Source organism: Solibacillus sp. FSL R5-0449 (assembly GCF_037975215.1).
Taxonomy (GTDB): Bacteria; Bacillota; Bacilli; order Bacillales_A; family Planococcaceae; genus Solibacillus.
The window spans coordinates 2,725,852-2,743,181 of record NZ_CP150239.1 but is presented as its reverse complement, the minus strand read 5'-3'; the positions used below and the strand labels follow the sequence as shown (position 1 = coordinate 2,743,181).

At 40.9% G+C, this 17,330-nt stretch carries 20 protein-coding genes; 15 read left to right on the top strand and 5 right to left on the bottom strand.

Annotation, left to right across the window (positions count from 1 at the left end):
- Window positions 1-8: 8 nt before the first annotated feature.
- Window positions 9-1,067: a nicotinate-nucleotide--dimethylbenzimidazole phosphoribosyltransferase gene (gene cobT / locus MKY27_RS13740; protein WP_339195786.1), complete on the top strand. Its 1,059-nt coding sequence runs from the start codon at window positions 9-11 to the stop codon at window positions 1,065-1,067.
- A gap of 567 nt (window positions 1,068-1,634) precedes the next feature.
- The gene (locus MKY27_RS13735; RefSeq protein ID WP_339173127.1) at window positions 1,635-1,946 is read left to right on the top strand and encodes a hypothetical protein; all 312 of its coding nucleotides are present in this window, start codon (window positions 1,635-1,637) and stop codon (window positions 1,944-1,946) included.
- A 102-nt stretch (window positions 1,947-2,048) separates the two neighbouring features.
- On the opposite strand, the gene MKY27_RS13730 is transcribed toward MKY27_RS13735, so the two are convergent.
- Complete coding sequence (locus tag MKY27_RS13730; protein ID WP_339199732.1) at window positions 2,049-2,351, bottom strand: DUF1805 domain-containing protein; 303 nt, start codon at window positions 2,349-2,351, stop codon at window positions 2,049-2,051.
- A 196-nt stretch (window positions 2,352-2,547) separates the two neighbouring features.
- Between MKY27_RS13730 and MKY27_RS13725 the strand changes: the two genes are divergently transcribed.
- The 4 genes from MKY27_RS13725 (at window position 2,548) to MKY27_RS13710 (ending at window position 7,973) form a co-directional block, all read left to right on the top strand.
- A complete protein-coding gene (locus MKY27_RS13725; RefSeq protein WP_339195785.1) occupies window positions 2,548-4,104 on the top strand; it encodes a sensor histidine kinase in 1,557 nt (518 codons plus the stop codon).
- A 4-nt stretch (window positions 4,105-4,108) separates the two neighbouring features.
- Complete coding sequence (locus tag MKY27_RS13720) at window positions 4,109-4,804, top strand: response regulator (RefSeq protein ID WP_339195784.1); 696 nt, start codon at window positions 4,109-4,111, stop codon at window positions 4,802-4,804.
- A 94-nt stretch (window positions 4,805-4,898) separates the two neighbouring features.
- Window positions 4,899-6,212 carry a citrate:proton symporter gene (locus MKY27_RS13715; RefSeq protein ID WP_339195782.1) on the top strand — a complete coding sequence of 438 codons (1,314 nt, stop codon included), beginning with the start codon at window positions 4,899-4,901 and terminating at the stop codon, window positions 6,210-6,212.
- Window positions 6,213-6,332: 120 nt separating this feature from the next.
- A complete protein-coding gene (locus MKY27_RS13710) occupies window positions 6,333-7,973 on the top strand; it encodes a DUF2075 domain-containing protein (protein ID WP_339195780.1) in 1,641 nt (546 codons plus the stop codon).
- Between the two features lie 51 nt (window positions 7,974-8,024).
- Here the strand turns inward: MKY27_RS13710 and arr are convergent, their stop codons facing one another.
- Entirely contained in the window at window positions 8,025-8,441 is a 417-nt protein-coding gene (arr, locus tag MKY27_RS13705; protein ID WP_339195778.1) for an NAD(+)--rifampin ADP-ribosyltransferase, read from the bottom strand.
- A 151-nt stretch (window positions 8,442-8,592) separates the two neighbouring features.
- Between arr and MKY27_RS13700 the strand changes: the two genes are divergently transcribed.
- The 5 genes from MKY27_RS13700 (at window position 8,593) to MKY27_RS13680 (ending at window position 11,865) form a co-directional block, all read left to right on the top strand.
- A complete protein-coding gene (locus tag MKY27_RS13700; protein ID WP_339195776.1) occupies window positions 8,593-9,063 on the top strand; it encodes a peptide-methionine (S)-S-oxide reductase in 471 nt (156 codons plus the stop codon).
- Window positions 9,064-9,274: 211 nt separating this feature from the next.
- Complete coding sequence (locus MKY27_RS13695) at window positions 9,275-10,450, top strand: endonuclease (protein WP_339195774.1); 1,176 nt, start codon at window positions 9,275-9,277, stop codon at window positions 10,448-10,450.
- Between the two features lie 94 nt (window positions 10,451-10,544).
- Entirely contained in the window at window positions 10,545-10,757 is a 213-nt protein-coding gene (locus MKY27_RS13690; protein ID WP_339195772.1) for a phosphoglycerate mutase, read from the top strand.
- A gap of 98 nt (window positions 10,758-10,855) precedes the next feature.
- Window positions 10,856-11,170 (top strand): excinuclease, encoded by a 315-nt coding sequence (locus MKY27_RS13685; protein WP_339195770.1) that lies wholly within the window; start codon window positions 10,856-10,858, stop codon window positions 11,168-11,170.
- A gap of 74 nt (window positions 11,171-11,244) precedes the next feature.
- Window positions 11,245-11,865 carry an SDR family oxidoreductase gene (locus MKY27_RS13680; RefSeq protein WP_339195767.1) on the top strand — a complete coding sequence of 207 codons (621 nt, stop codon included), beginning with the start codon at window positions 11,245-11,247 and terminating at the stop codon, window positions 11,863-11,865.
- Here MKY27_RS13680 and MKY27_RS13675 read toward each other — a convergent pair.
- Window positions 11,862-12,137: a CC/Se motif family (seleno)protein gene (locus MKY27_RS13675; protein ID WP_339195765.1), complete on the bottom strand. Its 276-nt coding sequence runs from the start codon at window positions 12,135-12,137 to the stop codon at window positions 11,862-11,864. The genes MKY27_RS13680 and MKY27_RS13675 overlap by 4 nt on opposite strands.
- A gap of 445 nt (window positions 12,138-12,582) precedes the next feature.
- Complete coding sequence (locus MKY27_RS13670; protein WP_339195763.1) at window positions 12,583-12,963, bottom strand: PH domain-containing protein; 381 nt, start codon at window positions 12,961-12,963, stop codon at window positions 12,583-12,585.
- A 174-nt stretch (window positions 12,964-13,137) separates the two neighbouring features.
- Here MKY27_RS13670 and MKY27_RS13665 point away from each other — a divergent pair, with 174 nt between their 5' ends.
- Both MKY27_RS13665 and MKY27_RS13660 read left to right on the top strand, forming a co-directional pair.
- On the top strand, window positions 13,138-13,542 hold the full coding sequence (locus MKY27_RS13665) for a DUF2512 family protein (protein ID WP_339195761.1): 405 nt from the start codon (window positions 13,138-13,140) through the stop codon (window positions 13,540-13,542).
- Between the two features lie 106 nt (window positions 13,543-13,648).
- Complete coding sequence (locus MKY27_RS13660) at window positions 13,649-13,894, top strand: cAMP-binding protein (RefSeq protein WP_339195759.1); 246 nt, start codon at window positions 13,649-13,651, stop codon at window positions 13,892-13,894.
- A 112-nt stretch (window positions 13,895-14,006) separates the two neighbouring features.
- Here MKY27_RS13660 and MKY27_RS13655 read toward each other — a convergent pair whose 3' ends face one another.
- Window positions 14,007-14,459, bottom strand: coding sequence for a HEAT repeat domain-containing protein (locus MKY27_RS13655; protein ID WP_339195755.1), 453 nt, complete (start codon window positions 14,457-14,459; stop codon window positions 14,007-14,009).
- A 797-nt stretch (window positions 14,460-15,256) separates the two neighbouring features.
- On the opposite strand from MKY27_RS13655, the gene MKY27_RS13650 reads away from it, so the two are divergent.
- Both MKY27_RS13650 and MKY27_RS13645 read left to right on the top strand, forming a co-directional pair.
- On the top strand, window positions 15,257-15,994 hold the full coding sequence (locus MKY27_RS13650; RefSeq protein ID WP_339195752.1) for an SDR family oxidoreductase: 738 nt from the start codon (window positions 15,257-15,259) through the stop codon (window positions 15,992-15,994).
- Between the two features lie 154 nt (window positions 15,995-16,148).
- Entirely contained in the window at window positions 16,149-17,330 is a 1,182-nt protein-coding gene (locus MKY27_RS13645; protein ID WP_339195751.1) for a glycerate kinase, read from the top strand.

Below are 17,330 nucleotides of genomic sequence, written 5' to 3'. Positions count from 1 at the left end.
AACGAAACATGAAATTACTACAGCAAACAATTGAACAAATTCAAGAAATCGACCGAGAAATGGAAGACAAAGCACGCAAGTACCTAGACTCTTTAGCGAAGCCGCCTCAAAGTTTAGGAAAGCTTGAATCATTAGCAATGCAAATCGCTACAATTACCGGTGAACTTGCGCCGAAAATTGATAACAAAGCGATGATCGTCATGGCAGCAGACCATGGTGTATATGAGGAAGGGGTAACACCAAATCCGCAAAGTACAACGGTATTCCAAACACTATCCTTTCCGAAAGGGACGACAGGGATGTGTACGATTGCGAAAATAACGAACGCGAAAGTAATCCCGGTAGATATCGGGGTAAAAGAAGACTTGCCTCAAGACGCGGGAGTCATCATTAAAAAGGTGAAATACGGAACAGACAATATGGCAAAAGGTCCTGCAATGACGCGTGAAGAAGCGATTCGGGCAATTGAAGTCGGAATTGAAGTCGCGACAGAAGCTATTCAAAGCGGGGTCAATCTCATCGGTACCGGTGAAATGGGTATCGGCAATACGACGCCGAGCGCTGCGGTACTTTCGGTACTACATGGCTGTGACCCGCTGGAGGTAACAGGCTTCGGAGCTGGTGTTGGAACTGGCGGTATCGAGTATAAAGCCGAAGTTATTCGAAAAGCGATTGCGATGAATGAGCCGAATGCGGAGGATCCGATTGATGTTGTAGCAAAAGTAGGGGGACTGGAAATCTGCGGGATGGCGGGAATCTTCCTGGCAGCTGCCGCAAACCGTGTGCCGGTCGTAGTCGATGGGTATATTTCAACCGTTTCGGCATTGATCGCCTATAAACTGAATCCAAATGTAAAAGCGTATTTGATTCCTTCGCATTTATCGGAAGAGCCAGGTGCAAAAATTGCGGCCGAGCTTTTAGGACTGGAACCGATGTTGCATATGAATATGCGACTTGGTGAAGGCTCAGGTGCTGCACTGGCATTTCCGATTCTTGACGCGGCTTGTTCGATGATTACGAATATGGTCACGTTGGAAGAAGCAGCGGCACTTTTAATAGCTAAATAGAAAGGATTTATAAAGTAAATTTATAAAATAATTTTTAAGAATCGGGCTACATTAAAAGTAACAACTACTTTTGATGTAGCTTTTTTCTATGAATAAGGTTCTGCCATAAAATAAGTATATTTTTTCAGTCTATTCCATTTGATTTACCAGTAAAATACCAATAAGCGGAACTTTATCGTTTCTTCTGGTAAGGACAGTAATGATAAAGAAAAGCCCTGAACACAACGCGTAAATGTAATGTGCAACGAAAACATTACAGGCAGTGAATGAAGCTGATTTAATTTTACAGAAAATTCAGTTAAATTCAAGCGATTGTCCTGTCAAAACCCTTTACTCTGTAATATCCTATATTAACTAAATGTAAAAACATCTCCGAACTGTTAATAATCGCTAAAAAAGTGCTTATTTAATCGGTCTTGGAATAAAGTAACCGGTAAATAGGGTAAGGAAGGGTAAGACCAATAAAGAGGAGAGGCGGGAGGGGCATTAAAGGGAACGGGGTGATCACTATTTCTCCGTATGTGAAAGGTCGTTTTTGAATATATTCGAGAAAAGGATGAAGATAATATGAATCAAATTTTTAAAAAAGATGAGTTTATTATTATTCCTTTTTATAAAGGGCGAAAGCAGGAGTATATGGTCGTCAATACGAAGAAGGAATTTAAAAATGGACATACGCACTTGAAGTCATTTAAGATGGCCAAGTATTTGATCAATCTTGCGCGATGCCAAAAAATTAATTCCGGGTTAAGACCATATTTATTAACAAGCCTTACAAGAATATCAGCAGATCGTGAATATATTCAGAAATTGGAAGAGCTTCTAGCCGTGAAAAGAAGTAAAGGTTCCAAAGCGTCTTATTACAATAAAGCCATTTAATTTGTACCTAAGTATGGACAATAAAAATATAGACCGCTTTTTCAAGAAATTGAAAGAGCGGTTTTTTGCATGGAGCTCCTTAATTGAAACTCACATATGGAACTAAATCATTTTAAGTAATGCCTCTTCACCAATCATACCTTCTTCAATGCCGCATGCTCTTGCCTCGTATGTGATGGATTCCAGTGGAGCTTTAAGTAAGTCATCGATCGTTCGAACCCCAACTGCACGCCCGGCAATGATTTTCCGATCAGCCAATTTTTCATTCAACAGTCCGACATCGAGTGCACCACACATAATATACCCACGCTCATTCGAAATAGTCAGCAATGTTGTTTTAGGCAAATTAACCGTTACTGCAGTAAATAAATGACCTTGAAGATCAATCGTTTCCGTATAGACGATAACCTTCTCCCCCTTTCATATAAATCATATGAAACAATTGAAAAATGGTACTTGTTTTCGGGGAAATTGTGGGGGATGTTTTGAAATTTAGATGGGGAGGCTTAAGATTGGATTGAAAAACCTTTAATTTTCAAAGCTCTCCGCCAAACTCCCATGTTAAACTAATAAAAAACCACATCCAAAAGGAGGTCCTCCGATGCTAACCCGCCTAAAACAATCACTTACTTTCCGTCTTCTTATAACAATCAGCGGGATCGTATTTACGATTTGTGTGCTGTTTTTGTTGTTGATCAATCATTATTTGGATGAATCGGTACTGGAGGAGATGGGAGAAAAGGCGTTAACGAGCGCATACTTGATTGCTGAGCGGCCGGATGTCGTTGCTGCCTTTTCTACGGAAGATCCGTCTTCTATCCTTCAGCCGATTGCAGAGGATATACGAAAGCAGACCGGTGCGAGTTTCATCGTCATAGGGAATGAGCAAGGGATTCGCTACACCCATCCGAACCCTGAAAAGATTGGTCTGTCGATGGTCGGCGGGGATAATGATTCGGCGCTTATAAACAAAGAGTCCATTGTTTCTGTTACGACCGGTTCACTTGGGGAATCGATCCGCGGGAAAGTTCCGGTCCTCGTTGACGGCAATGTAGTCGGGGTAGTTTCGGTCGGATTTTTAACAAAAGATATACAAAGAACAATTGATACCGCCTTTTTCGGCTGGCTTCAAATCACGCTCCTGCTCGCGGTTTTCGGGATTGTCTGTGCGGTGCTGTTATCGCTTTATGTAAAAGATCAGCTGCTCGGTATGCAGCCGGCACAAATCGCCAAACTTTATTCGGCGTATCATACAATCCTCGAGGAAACGACAGATGGGGTCATCTTGACGACATTGAATAATGAAGTGGTAATCTCCAATTCACGTGCAAACGAACTCCTTTCACCACTGGCAGAAGGTATCTCATTACATAAGCTGTTACCGGAACGGCTCTTTAAAGAAGAGGTCATCCAGGCACTGGAAATTCCGTTACAGCAGCAGGAAATGATTATTTCCAAAACACCTTTGAAGCTCGAGAAGCAGCTCGGTTATTTATATATTTTACGGGCTAAGCTTGAGTACGAAACGGTGATTAATGAGCTGACACTGGTGAAGCAGCAGGCACGGATGCAGCGGGCAAAAACACATGAGTTTGCCAATAAATTGCACGTGATTCTAGGCTTGTTAAAGCAATCCCATATTGATGAGGCCATTGCTTTCATTAGGCAGGAGCAGCAAGATTCATCAAAACAGCAGCAGGCACTGGCCACACAGCCTTCAATATTGCTGCAGGCGTTACTCGAAGGGAAAATATCCGAAGCGAAAGAGCGCGGCATTACGATTATGATTGAAACAGAGGACGTCTTAATCGATTATAATGATGAAGAAGTGGATGCACTGCTGACCGCATTAGGGAATGTCCTGCAAAATGCGATGGATGCATTGGATCAAACAAATACACAAGACAAGCAAATTAAGCTGTTTATTCATCAATACCGCCATGAACTGATCATTGAAGTGCATGACAATGGACCAGGAATCGATGAAGAAACGGCAAATCATATATTTACCCTCGGGTATACAACAAAGGATGGGTATGATCGGGGTTACGGCCTGGCAATTAGTGAACAGGCACTTGAAAAAGTCGGAGGTTCCCTGTTGATAGAAGAAAGCGATTTAGGCGGGGCCTGCTTTTTAATTATTTTACAAAGGAAGTGATTCAATGGATATTTGGTTACTGGAAGATGATTTCCGCATTGCGGCGATTCATGCAGACTATATTAAAACGCTTTTGCCGAATGCACAAGTACAGCAATTTCTTACGGGTGCTTCTTTAAAGGAAGCACTCCAACAGCAAACACCACCAGCCATTCTGTTGATGGATTTATATATTCCGGATGTTAAAGGCTATGAACTGGTTGCCTATGTGCGGACACACTTCCCGAATATCCGTATCATTATGGTGACGGCAGCGGCCGAACGTAGTCATGTGGAAGCATTGTATGCATATGGGGTGTTCGACTATATTGTAAAACCGTTTGAGGAAGCGCGACTGCAAAAATCATTTCAGCGCTATCATCACATGCAATCTGCATTTCATAAGAAAACACACTTCTCGCAGCAAGATTTGGATGCGCTGTTTTACAGGCAAAATCATTCAACGGCTACTGAAAAAGTACTGCCGAAAGGAATCGATACGTTTACGCTTGAAAAGGTCATTCACTTATTTAATGAGCAAGAGTACACAAAATTAACGGCTTCACAGTTAAGCGAAGTCATCGGGACTAGCCGCTCCACAGCACGACGCTATTTGGAATATTTAGTGGAAATGAACATTCTGGAGACGAAGCTACTTTACGGTACAGTCGGCCGTCCGGAACGTAATTATGTGCTCCGTGAAACTTATGAACAAAATTAGCTTTATTGTTTTTATTAAATAAATGAGCACATTCTTCCACCTCCCATAGAATTGTCATAAGATTATAAGAATTCTAAGCAATGGGGGTTGTTGAATGTTAAGTATTATTGGGATTATTACGATTCTAGTTATCGTCGCGCTATTAATCAGCGGGCGTGTATCGCCAATTGTTGCAATGGTTCTTCCGCCGATCGTGGCGATGTTTGTTGCAGGTTATTCGTTTGATGATTTAGGGGTATTCTTCAATGATGGAATTAGTTCTGTAATCAGTGTTGCCATCATGTTTATTTTTGCAATTATCTTCTTCGGAATTATGCAGGATGTCGGTTTATTTGAACCAATTATCAATAAAATGGTAGCGCTCTCAAAAGGGAATGTCGTGCTTGTCGCGATTGTTACGGTTATTGTCGCGGTCATTGCACAGCTTGACGGTTCAGGTGCTTCTACATTCTTAATTTCGATTACGGCTTTATTGCCATTATATGTTCGTCTAGGAATGAACCCGTATTTACTTTTACTATTAGTCGGCGGTTCTGCGGCGATTATCAATATGATTCCATGGGGCGGTCCATTAGGGCGTGTCGCTTCTGTTCTTGAAACAGATGTAACAGAGCTATGGCATCCGTTAATTAAAATTCAGGTCATCGGTGTTGTGCTGATGCTGTTACTTGCAGTCTTTATGGGCTTCCGTGAAAAACGCCTTATAGCGAAACGAGCGCAAACAGGGGAAACGTTAAAATTTGATTTAAGCAACAGTATTTTAAATGCTGAAACAGATGATACATTAAAACGTCCAAAACTTATTTGGGCGAATGCGATTTTGGCCATTGTTGTTCTTGCGGTATTAATGTCGGGACTTTTACCGGCGGGCTTGGCATTCCTAATCGGTGTCGCGATTGCTTTACCATTGAACTACCGTACACCAAAAGAGCAGATGGGACGTATTCAGGCACACGCATCGAACGCATTGACGATGGCTTCGATCATTATTGCTGCAGGTCTGTTTTTAGGAATTTTAAACGGGACAGGCATGTTAACGGCTATCGCGAATAATGCCGTAAATATTTTACCAAGCTTCTTAGCACAGTACTTACATATTATCATTGGGGTACTGGGTGTACCGTTTGACTTGCTGTTAAGTACGGATGCGTATTACTTCGCATTGTTCCCGGTTGTTGACCAGATCGGTTTAACATACGGCATCGATTCATTATCGACTGCATATGCGATGATCATCGGTAACATCGTCGGTACATTCGTATCACCACTTGCACCAGCAGTATGGCTGGCACTTGGTCTATCAGGCCTGGAAATGGGTAAACACTTGAAGTTCTCATTCTTCTGGATGTGGGGATTGAGTATTGTACTATTATTCATCGCGATTTTAATGGGTGTTGTACAGATTTAAATAGAATAAAAATGAAAATGAAGCTTCTTTTATTAGGAGCTTCATTTTTTTATGTTTTTCAGGTTTATGCTAACATGTAACTAACAATGAGCAACGATCTAAAACAAAGAAGGTGGCATTTTGTCAGCAATCGAAATACTATCCTGGCCGTTCAAGCAAGAAAGCATCAACAAAATTAATAACAATGAACACTATCTGAACTACCCCGTCATCTATGTATTAAATGGCAATAAGGAAGCTTACATAGGGGAGACGGTGTATTTTAAAAGCCGGATGAAAGCTCATTTAAGTGCCCGAAAAAACGTCAGTCAGATTAACCTCATCAAGCATGAAAAGTTCAACCGTTCCGCAACCTTTCATTTAGAAACGAAGCTGATCAATTATTTTCTTGGTGATGAAAAATATACACTGCAAAACAAAAGTAAAACGGCGAGCGATTTTACGCACAATTATTACGACAAGCCGTATTATGATCAGCAGTTGTTTAAAGAAATCTGGCAGAGGCTGCACGAGCTAAAGCTGGTCGATCATGAACTGCATGTTATCGAAAACAAAGACATTTTTAAATTGTCGCCGTTTAAGGAACTATCGATCGAGCAGCTTGAACTGAAAGAAAAAGTGCTCGAATTTTGTGAGAAACAAGTAAGTGCCAATCCTGAAGAATACGGCAGTTTATTGGTCATTGAAGGCGAAGCAGGCGTAGGGAAAAGTGTTGTGTTAAGCTCGATTTTCAACACGATTCAGGAACGGGCGGAAGAAGCGTCGTCACCGCTTTATCAAACGGAAAATTACTTAGTCGTCAATCACGAAGAAATGTTCAAAACATATAAAGGGATTGCGAAACAGGTGAAGCATTTAAAGGCGAAAAACTTTGCGAAGCCGACTCCTTTAGTGAACTCGCTCCAAAAAGATAATAAAAAGGCAGACATCATTTTTGTGGATGAAGCGCATTTATTGCTTACAAAGCCGGATACGTATAATAACTTCCACGGCAACAATCACTTGGAGGAGCTATTAAAGTTAGCAAAAGTCGTCGTCATTATTTACGACCAAAATCAGGTGCTGAAACTGAAAAGCCTTTGGGGTGCAGCAACACTTGAACAATTAAAGAAACGAAGCACGTACACCGAAGAATATCAGTTAACGAACCAGTTCCGGATGCAGGCAAATGATGAGGTCATCAATTGGATCAATGCATTCAAAAACAAACAGCTGCTGCCGCTTCCTCATGATGAGAACTATGAATTCAAAGTGTTCGAGACAATGAAGGAAATGCATGACACAATAAAAATGCGCAATAGCGAATTCGGCTTGAGCCGGGTTGTTTCAACATTTGATTACTTGCATAAAAAAGATGGCGGGACGTATTATGTGAACGAATCCAATGGCGAATACAAGATGCCTTGGAATACGACAAGTACGAAATATACATGGGCGGAAAAACCGGAAACGGTGCATGAAGCAGGCTCGATTTATACGATTCAAGGGTTTGATTTAAATTACGTCGGTGTTGTGCTCGGACCGTCTGTTCAATATGATGCGGTACGAGACGAAATTGTCATCGACCCGAGCAAGTATATGGATAAAGGGGCCTACTCAGGTACAGAAGGCATTGCCGATGTGAACGAGGCGAAGGAAAAGATTGTACTGAACTCGCTTAATATTTTAATGAAGCGCGGCATTAAAGGGCTCTACATTTACGCTAGTGATGATGCATTACGAAATAAGTTGTTGGCCGGTCAAAATCGGGACAATAGGTAAATCATAGCCAGGTACACATAAGATTCCTCATGTACCTGGCTTTTTACCATTTTAATCGTAAATAACATTTTTCCCTTCATCACTTAACTTCTTTAAAGACGCAAGCATATGATCGATGACTTCATCGGAATGTCGCTCCCATGAACCTAACTCCGCGACTATTTTCAAAGGAGATTTCGAACGATAAGAGCGTGTTGGGTTTCCGGGGAATCTTTTGTCGGTAACGTTCGGGTCATTTTCGAATTCACCTAATGGTTCGACAATATAAATACGCTCTTTTGCTGATGATTTTGCCAACTCAGCACCCCATTTTGCAGCTTCCAATGTTGCCGTGAAATAAATATAATTAGATTTCTTATCTTGGTAGTTCGATAAATGTTGAGGCTCTAATAAATCCCCAATTTGCAGTTCTGCTTTCGTACCATGAAAAAAAGGACCTCGATCTAACACATCTGTTTGATCATTCATAGGACACACCCCTTTCGTTTTGTATATTTCAGTATAGTATGGAAATAGAAAAAGAGTAGTCTAAAAATAGGCACGTTAAAATGATATACTAATAGTAGAGAGTAATGAACGACATACATTTCACAGAAGTTTACATAGGGGAGTGACCGAGATGGAAACCGTATATTTTGCAGGGGGCTGTTTATGGGGTGTACAGGCGTTTATAAAAACATTGCCGGGTGTGACGTTTACAGAAGCGGGAAGAGCGAACGGAATGACAAACACTCTGGACGGCGATTATGACGGGTATGCCGAGTGTGTCAAAACCGAATTTGATCCGAATGTTGTATCGATGCAAGAACTGATGGGGTACTTCTTTGAAATTATCGATCCTTACAGTGTGAACAAACAAGGCGAAGATGTTGGCGAGAAATACCGAACGGGTGTTTACAGCGAAAACGAAGCGCACCTGATTGAAGCAAAAGCATTCATTACAGCGAGACCCGATGCTGACCGGATTGTAGTCGAAGTTCTGCCGCTCACAAACTATGTGAGAAGCGCAGAAGAGCATCAGGACCGGTTAACAAGATGTCCGGATGATTATTGCCATATTCCTGAATCGTTATTAACGAAATATAAATGAAAAATGAACCTTCCATCTCAAACTTGACTGGAAGGTTCATTTTTTTATTCTATGAAGCAAGGTCATTCAATCACATTCTTAACAAGTAAATTATTAATTTAACCATTTTGCGTCAAAATTTTACAGAATATTAACAACTTTATGATAATATAAAAGGGAGTTGGTTAGCCTTTGCTGATTGACCATAAATCGAATGTCTAGGAGGAGAAAAATGGTTAAAAATCGAAATGTACGTCTACTGTTTTCTTGGGTGCTTATTGTTTTCATTTTAATTCAGCCTCTTCAATCTACTGTCACGAATGCAGCTTCCGGGGACGGATCATCGTCGGCACCTTACTCGGTATCTCAGGCAATCAGCAATCAAAATAACTCCGTAAAAACTGTTCAAGGTTATATCGTAGGACAGCCTACAGCAACAACGACCGTCCTTACTAGCAATTTTCCAAATGACTATGCATTGGCTATAGCAGACAGTGCGAACGAAACGAATACCGCAAACATGATCTATGTACAAATACCAACTTCTTTCCGCTCTTCTTACGGCTTGAGATCCAATCCTTCGTTAATGGGGAAAAGCATTAAAATAACGGGGACATTGTCAGCTTACTTTTCTCATCCCGGATTAAAAAATGGTACAGCATTTACGTTACAGGAAGGAAATCCAACAACTCCTGATCCAACACCGGAACCGAATCCATCAACTGGCGGCTATTATGATGCGGCTATTGGAAAAACTGGTGCCGCTTTAAAAAGCGCTTTGCATAATATTATTGATGATCATACAGAAATTTCGTATGCGAATGTATGGACAGCTCTTCGCGAAACAGATGAAGACCCGAACAATCCGAACAATGTCATTCTTCTTTATACAGGCCGTTCTCAAAGTAAAACTACAAACGGCGGGAATGTGAATGACTGGAACCGCGAGCATGTTTGGGCAAAATCCCACGGCGGGTTTGGTACGTCAATGGGTGCAGGAACAGACTTGCATCATTTGCGTCCAACTGATGTGAGCGTTAATGGTACGAGAAGCAATCTTGATTTTGACAACGGCGGGAACGAGCATTCAGAAGCAGCCGGAAACTACTATGACTCGGATTCATGGGAGCCGAGAGACAGCGTAAAAGGCGATGTTGCACGTATGCTGTTTTATATGGCGGTTCGCTATGAAGGGGACAGCGGAGAAGTGGATTTGGAACTAAATAATAAAGTGAACAACGGCACGGCACCTTACCACGGGAAACTTTCGGTACTGCTTCAATGGCATAAACAAGACCCGGTCGACAATTTCGAACGGAACAGAAATGAAATTATTTATACAGATTACCAGCACAACCGCAATCCATTTATCGATCACCCAGAGTGGGCATCGGCTATTTGGGAATAAAATAACAAGAAATACTCCTCTTTAAGCATATATAAAGTAAAGGGGAGTATTTTTATGCTTCCTGTTATATAATTTATGGAAGGGAGTGTTATAAATGGGCGAAATAGACATAAGTAAAGAAGCGATCGAAAAGGATTTGGCGTTGATTAAAACGTGTTTAAGACTCATTAATCAAGCGGTGATTTTAAGGGAACGCAGTGGCGAAACCTTTACCCCTTCTGAAAATGAAGAATTACATATATTAATTTCTAAAATTGATAAGGACTTAAATGAACTTAAAGTGAACATAAATTATGATACAAGGTAAAGGGAGAGATTAGGAACGGTTTGAAATCCAGTCTTTTGCCTTAACGATGCCAACCAACTATAATGAAACGATAGATGGTTTTTAAAGGAGATTTTTTAATGAATACACGAATGAATACAAGATATAAAATTACACGTCATGACGAAGAAGGCAATCCAACGCTTAGCCTGCAGGAATGCCAAAACTTCTTTGCGACAAAATCGGATTTCGTATACCGAGATTTCTATAGTGTCACACAAGACGGTGTCAATATGAAAATTAACGGCCACTTCTTCATGTGGCAATATGAAGGCCAGGAAATACCATTCCGTTTTTACGAAAACGAGCTGTATGTTGCGGCGGCACACCGGGCAGTTATGGATAAAACGAAGGAAGTAGCGCGTGGTTTGGAAGCGAATTATATTGAAGGGTAATTTCTATTCAGACAGTTGGGACCGGTAATACGGGGCCGACTGTTTATTTTATTTTTGGAAAGAAGGTTTTATAAATGAATTTATTAATTTTAGGCGGAACTGGCCGGGTTGGAAGTCACATAGTTAAGACTGCACTTCAGGACGATCATCATGTAACGGTCCTCGTTCGTACACCGGAGAAAATTCAAATCAAGTATAACAATTTAACGGTTGTCCAAGGGAATGTGCTTAATAAAAGTGATATTGAGCAGGCGATACATGGGGCAGATATAGTGATGAGTGCACTAAATACTGATGGGGGAACGACGCTGACAGAAAGCATGCCGCTAATTATCGATGCGATGAAAAAGGGAGGCAATAAACGGATTATCTCAATCGGAACTGCCGGCATTTTGCAAAGTCGCGTAAGTCCTGAATTGTTGCGCTACCAGTCTAGTGAATCAAAGCGAAAAATCACTCGCGCTGCAGAAGAACATCATAAAGTATACGAGTTGCTGGAGCAGTCGGGACTTGACTGGACAATTGTCTGTCCTACCTATTTGCCTGATGGGGAACGGATCGGGAACTACCGGACAGAACGCGATTTTCTTCCGGTAGATGGAAGTCAAATTTCAGTCCCGGATACTGCACACTTTGCCTATAGTTTATTGCAAAGCGGCGACTTTATAAAAGCACGTGTAGGGATTGCGTACTAACCTAATTTGGCTGAAATCATTTTGAAAATACCGATGCCTGTAAGCTTCAATGTCATTTTTTCATTATGAGACAAGCTCTTCTCAACGTAAACAGACAGGTTGTCGATTTGGAATTCATTATAGTTGTGTACGTCTTTCGGCTTCCCTAAATGCGTCATCAATTCCTGGATGGGCGGGGCACAGCAAGCGTTCACCGAAATGGTTTTTACGGAAACAGGCTTGCCTTTAGTCTGCATCCATTTTTTCGTATTTGCATCGAGTTCGATTTGCATGAAAGGTTCCTCGCTTTCGTAGAAAAGTTCTAATATCACGGCTCAATGTTCTAATAAACTTAAAATGTTCTAATAAAACTGCGATCTTCTAATATATATGTACGATCTTCTAATAAGTGTTCCCGATGTTCAAATATGTGCGGCGGATGTTCTAATAAACCTCAGTGATGTTCTAATATAGCGAAAAATCTTCTAATATCCACCATATTCGATTCAAGTATCGCTGCTTCAATTTCTTCTAAGTTTAGGTTAAGATTAATTTGAGTCATATTAATTCCTCCTAATGTTTTGGTCGCACAATACATTTACCCAGGAATTGATATGACTTTTCACTTTTACACAATTATATATACATATTCAAAATCTTCTAATATCCACCATATCATAAATCCCAAAATATAAAAGAAACAAAAAACGAACGATTCGCACTCGTTCGTTTTAGGCTTTATGAAGACAAAATATTTTCAGCCAAAACGCGCTGCACCGCATAAATATTTGTCGCTTTGTTAAACTTCTTTTGCAGAGGAACACTATTGCCCGAAATCCAAATTTTCAGCTCTGCATCCAAATCGAATGTTCCGGCTGTTTCAATCGAAAAATTCGTAATGCTTTTATACGGAATGGACATGTACTCCGTTTTCTTGCCGGTCATCCCTTGCTTATCAACGAGGATCAAGCGTTTGTTTGTAAAAATAAACGTATCGCGAATTACTCTAAAAGCGTGCTGGACCACTTCATTACTCGTAATAATTTCGGCTACCTCTTTTTGAACATCTTCTGGCTTCAATTCACTTGCATTGCCCATCAACCCATCAAAAATACCCACTCTAATCACCTCATCTGTTTATCTCCAATATTTTTACCATTGCGTTAAAAGATATACTTAAAAACGATTGAGTTTATACCAAAATATTAATTTTGACAATTTTCTATTAAAATGAGTAAAAATATGTGAGTTGGGTATTAATGCTGTATACCAAATTTAAAGGAGGTATTCTATATGAATCACTTGAAAGCTTTGGTTATTAAATTTGTGATGATTGCGGCGGTTTTAGGTATTATTCTTGCAGGGATTTTTGATTTCGCATTTAGCGATACTTTAGTAATCAGTTTAGTGTTAACACTTTTGGCTTATGTTGTAGGGGATTTAGGAATTTTCCAAAATGCCGGTGCCCGCGCAGATCAGGATAAAAGAAATATCGTCGCAACGTTATCGGATGTACTTCTAGCAGCGATTGTTATTTACTTTATGGCACAAAGCTATTCTGAAAACAACGATAATATTGTAGCAGCTACCATTGTTTCGGCTGTAGTCATCGGTTTAGGGGAATGGTTCTTCCACAAATATATTGATAGACAAGTATTCGATAGTCCCCATGAAACAGATGCTCAAAGAGATTATTAATAGTTTCGTAATGGCGCTTTCCAATAAGGAGAGAGCTATTTTTGTACTAGATGTTTTTTACATAATGAACTAAGCATCACACATCCTAAAAAAGGAGGTGTAAAAAATGAAGGACAATCCGAAAAAAAATCAAGAGGAAGAAATGAAAATCCGGCAAGTAGAAGAAGTGTTTTGTTTTTCGCCGAATGACAGCAATGCGTTACTGGCCCATGCAGCGGAAGTTCAAACGACGGATGTGATTCCAATGGATGAGCTGAATGCATATGCCAAAGTCGACAGCACGACAACAACATTGAATAATTTGCACGAAGATAACACGTCCGCAATTTTAGATCGAAACGCACCAAGATAAGTGCCAATGAGAACATCAATTTGGAAAAAATTGATGCTCTTCAATTGATAGAGTGTACGATTTTAATTTAATTCAAAAAAAGAACACGGAAATTAATCCGTGTTCAATGTAATTATTTTCGAGTTGTCGTTGTTTCCCACATATCCTTCAGCCAAGCGTCAAACTGTGCGCCTTTTTCACCTTCATATGTGTTGTAAATATCGATACGCATTTTTTCTAATTTTACTTTGAAGTCTTCATACGTATGGTCCGCAGGCAAGCTTTTCTTAATGCGTTTGAAAATTTTGCGCAGGTCTTTGAACAATTCGCCTTTAGGTGCTTCCGACGGTTCAACTTGCTGACCCATTTTCTTTAACTGTTTCGCCGCAGCATCACGAACTTTCGTTACTAAATCCGCTTTCGCAACATATTCCAAAATTTTGATCGATTCATCCGCTTTAATTTTCGCTAATTCCTGTACTGCATCTAAACGTGCTTCCCAGTCTGCTGTACGATTTATGGCCTTCTTTAATTCACTGAAATTTTCAGGTAATTGTGGTGCTGTTTCTTGATTTTGTTGACTCATTATTTTGTCTCCTTTGTCATTGCCTTACTAGCAATGATCCGCTCCATCCATTATAGCATGAAAGCGAGGCAATTACTCGTTCTAGTGGATGCGCGGATACGATTGCAGTAAGGAAGATTTTCTAATAAAACGTTGCATTGTTCTAATATCCCGAAAAATGTTCTAATAAAAGTGAGATATTCTAATATAAATCCTATTTTTTCTAATAAGTGCCCCAACTATTCAAATAAAACACGCAAATGTTCTAATATCCCATTCAACTCTTCTAATAAGTACCCGAACTTTTCTAATAAAATCCCGGTCCGCTGCCGCACAATGTGAAAAACAATGCTTTCACCCCAAAAAAAAGCCCGACTAAACGAGATCTTCTAATAAACCCAGCCAATGTTCTAATAACCGGCGCAACTCTTCTAATAAGTACCCGAACTTTTCTAATAAAATCCCGCCGCGCTGCCGAACAACGTGAAAAACAATGCTTTCACCCCAAAAAAAGCCCGACTAAACGAAATCTTCTAATTAACCCCGCCAATATTCTAATAACCGACGCAATTCTTCTAATAAGTACCCGAACTTTTCTAATAAAATCCTACCCCGGCAACCGGCCAACGTGAAGATCAACGCTTGCCCTCAAAAAAGCGCCCGACTAACTTAGATTTTCTAATAAAATCCCGCCCCGCTGCCGCACAGCCTAAAAAATCCCGCGCACACACTCTAAAAAAGCACAACCTCAAACACGAAATCTCAACTCATTTCAGTTACACTCTTACTAAGCAATTGACAAAGGAGGAATTCGACCAATGTTTCAAAACAAAACCGTAATCATCACAGGGGCAGCGCAAGGAATCGGGCGCTCCGTAGCAACTCATTTTGCAAAAGCCGGTGCCAATGTGATCATCGCAGATATCGAACATGACTTAGGTGTCCAGCTGGCAGGCGAACTCCAAAAGGAAGGCTACTCCGCTATTTTTGCAGAGACCGATGTGCGCAGTGAAGAGAGCGTCCGTCAATTGATGGAAATGGCCGCAGCCCGTTTTGGAGAAATTCATATTTTGATCAATAATGCGGGGAAAGGGAAATGGATTTCACCGCTGGAATTATCGCTCGAAGACTGGGATGACATCATCAATACGAATTTGCGCAGTGTCTTTTTATGTTCGCGTGAAGCGGCAAAACGGATGAACAGCGGCGGGGCGATCATCAATCTTGCGTCAACGCGTGCGGTCATGTCCGAACCGAATTCAGAAGGCTATGCCGCATCAAAAGGCGGAATCCTGGCCTTGACTCATGCATTGGCAAGCTCATTCAGTGAGCTGAACATAACAGTAAACAGCATTTCACCGGGATGGATTGAAACAGGGGATTACGATGCCCTAAGACCCTCCGACCACAAACAGCATTTTTCAAACCGTGTCGGCAAACCGGATGATATTGCCCGCGCCTGTCTGTATTTAGCGAACCCGGAAAATGATTTTATTACCGGGACGGATCTGACAATCGATGGCGGAATGACGAAGAAAATGATTTACGAAGAATAGTAGAATGAATGGCGCTTTCCTGCAAGAAGGAACAGCGCCATTTTCCATTATAAATCGCACTTCTCGTTCTATCATCGTAATCTAATAGAGTTCTCAGTATTTTCTAATTTTGGGATGGTACATTTACAATTAATAAATTTTGGAGGGATGCCTAATGAAAATTGTAATTGTACCATCAGGGTTTAAAGAATGTTTGGACGCAGAGGATGTCGCATTAGCAATGGAACGTGGGGTAAGACGATTTGACCCGACCGTTGATTTGGAAGTAATACCAATGATTGATGGCGGGGAAGGGTTTGTGAAGACGATTGTTCGTTTAAAAAATGGAGAAATCGTATATAAAAAAGTAACCGGACCGGTCGGCAAAAAGATTAAAAGCTATTTTGGTATTTACACAGAAAACGGGAAACGGAATGCGGTTATTGAGATGGCGGCGGTGGCCGGTTTGAAGCTTGTTCCGCGTCATCAAAGAAATCCGTTGAAAACGACTACTTATGGTGTAGGGGAATTGATTGTTGCGGCAATTGATATGGGCATTGATAATATTCTGATTGGCTGCGGTGATTCGGGTACGTCGGACGGGGGTGCGGGAATGGCGCAAGCATTGGGCATTCGGTTTTTGGACGAAAATAAGCAAATCATCCATGTGAACGGCGGGGAAGACTTAATGGAAGTAGAATCTATTGATATGCAAAATGCAGATCCAAGGGTAAAGAACGTTTCAATCAATGTGGCATGTAACTGGAACAATATTTTATGCGGCGAAAAAGGGGTGGCGCATATATTTGGACCGCAAAAAGGAGCTACACCAAAACAGGTGGAACAATTAGCATCAGCGCTTGATCATTATGCGGATCTAATTGAACAGGCAACAAAAATGGATGTCCGTTCATTACCGGGCAGCGGGGCATCCGGCGGGTTAGGTGCGGGGCTAATTGCATTTGCGGGTGCCACATTGCATCAACGGTTCAATATCATCATGAAATATATCAATATAGAAGAAAAAATTCTGACGGCGGATATCGTATTAACAGCGGAAGGCAGTCTTGATTTTCAGACACCGAACGGGAAAATTCCTGCTGAAGTGGCACGCATTGCGAAAAAGAATCATATCCCGGTCATTGCGATTACAGGAACAATCGGAAAAGGCGCCAATCTGAACTATCATGCCGGGATTGATGCCTACAGCAGCATCATTCAAAAACCGATATCTTTGGAAAAGGCGATTAAAAAAGCACCGAAATGGATTGAGGAAAGTACGGAATCGGTTTTACGGAAAGTTTCAATTGGCATGGAAATAGCCAATAAAGAGAATAGAAAAGAAAGAGCGATTTAA

Bases quoted from the DNA above. Each gene is read 5' to 3' on its own strand.
- cobT (WP_339195786.1), top strand. From the start codon at position 9: ATGAAATTACTACAGCAAACAATTGAACAAATTCAAGAAATCGACCGA.
- MKY27_RS13735 (WP_339173127.1), top strand. From the start codon at position 1,635: ATGAATCAAATTTTTAAAAAAGATGAGTTTATTATTATTCCTTTTTAT.
- MKY27_RS13725 (WP_339195785.1), top strand. From the start codon at position 2,548: ATGCTAACCCGCCTAAAACAATCACTTACTTTCCGTCTTCTTATAACA.
- MKY27_RS13720 (WP_339195784.1), top strand. From the start codon at position 4,109: ATGGATATTTGGTTACTGGAAGATGATTTCCGCATTGCGGCGATTCAT.
- MKY27_RS13715 (WP_339195782.1), top strand. From the start codon at position 4,899: ATGTTAAGTATTATTGGGATTATTACGATTCTAGTTATCGTCGCGCTA.
- arr (WP_339195778.1), bottom strand. From the start codon at position 8,441: ATGAATGATCAAACAGATGTGTTAGATCGAGGTCCTTTTTTTCATGGT.
- MKY27_RS13700 (WP_339195776.1), top strand. From the start codon at position 8,593: ATGGAAACCGTATATTTTGCAGGGGGCTGTTTATGGGGTGTACAGGCG.
- MKY27_RS13695 (WP_339195774.1), top strand. From the start codon at position 9,275: ATGGTTAAAAATCGAAATGTACGTCTACTGTTTTCTTGGGTGCTTATT.
- MKY27_RS13690 (WP_339195772.1), top strand. From the start codon at position 10,545: ATGGGCGAAATAGACATAAGTAAAGAAGCGATCGAAAAGGATTTGGCG.
- MKY27_RS13685 (WP_339195770.1), top strand. From the start codon at position 10,856: ATGAATACACGAATGAATACAAGATATAAAATTACACGTCATGACGAA.
- MKY27_RS13680 (WP_339195767.1), top strand. From the start codon at position 11,245: ATGAATTTATTAATTTTAGGCGGAACTGGCCGGGTTGGAAGTCACATA.
- MKY27_RS13675 (WP_339195765.1), bottom strand. From the start codon at position 12,137: ATGCAAATCGAACTCGATGCAAATACGAAAAAATGGATGCAGACTAAA.
- MKY27_RS13665 (WP_339195761.1), top strand. From the start codon at position 13,138: ATGAATCACTTGAAAGCTTTGGTTATTAAATTTGTGATGATTGCGGCG.
- MKY27_RS13660 (WP_339195759.1), top strand. From the start codon at position 13,649: ATGAAGGACAATCCGAAAAAAAATCAAGAGGAAGAAATGAAAATCCGG.
- MKY27_RS13655 (WP_339195755.1), bottom strand. From the start codon at position 14,459: ATGAGTCAACAAAATCAAGAAACAGCACCACAATTACCTGAAAATTTC.
- MKY27_RS13650 (WP_339195752.1), top strand. From the start codon at position 15,257: ATGTTTCAAAACAAAACCGTAATCATCACAGGGGCAGCGCAAGGAATC.
- MKY27_RS13645 (WP_339195751.1), top strand. From the start codon at position 16,149: ATGAAAATTGTAATTGTACCATCAGGGTTTAAAGAATGTTTGGACGCA.